Genomic DNA, 299 nt, shown 5'->3' on the forward strand with positions numbered 1-299 from the left:
CGTAGTCCCCGGTGCAGACGCCGGTGTTGGCGGCGCGGTTCTGGTTGCTGCAGCGGCCCGCGGCGCCCTCGACGGTGCCGCCGACGAACTGGTCGCTGAACGGGAAGGTCAGCAGCAGCTCGGAGGCTTGCGCGACGCTGTCGCCCGCCTCGACCAGGTTGGCGAGGATGGGCTCGAGGTGCTGCAGGGACGCGACGGTGTCGGCCTTGGAGTCACGCACGACCTGGGTCGCGGTGTCACCGAGCCGGTCGAGCGCTTGGAGCAGTCCGACGATGTCCGAGCGCTGGCTCTCCAGCACC

1 pseudogene is annotated in these 299 nt (G+C 70.9%); it reads right to left on the bottom strand.

From position 1 onward, the window contains the following. Nucleotides 1-299 (bottom strand): annotated as a pseudogene (locus tag D9V41_RS18170) (hypothetical protein); the annotation flags it as partial.

The organism is Aeromicrobium phragmitis, from assembly GCF_003674095.1.
GTDB lineage: Bacteria > Actinomycetota > Actinomycetes > Propionibacteriales > Nocardioidaceae > Aeromicrobium > Aeromicrobium phragmitis.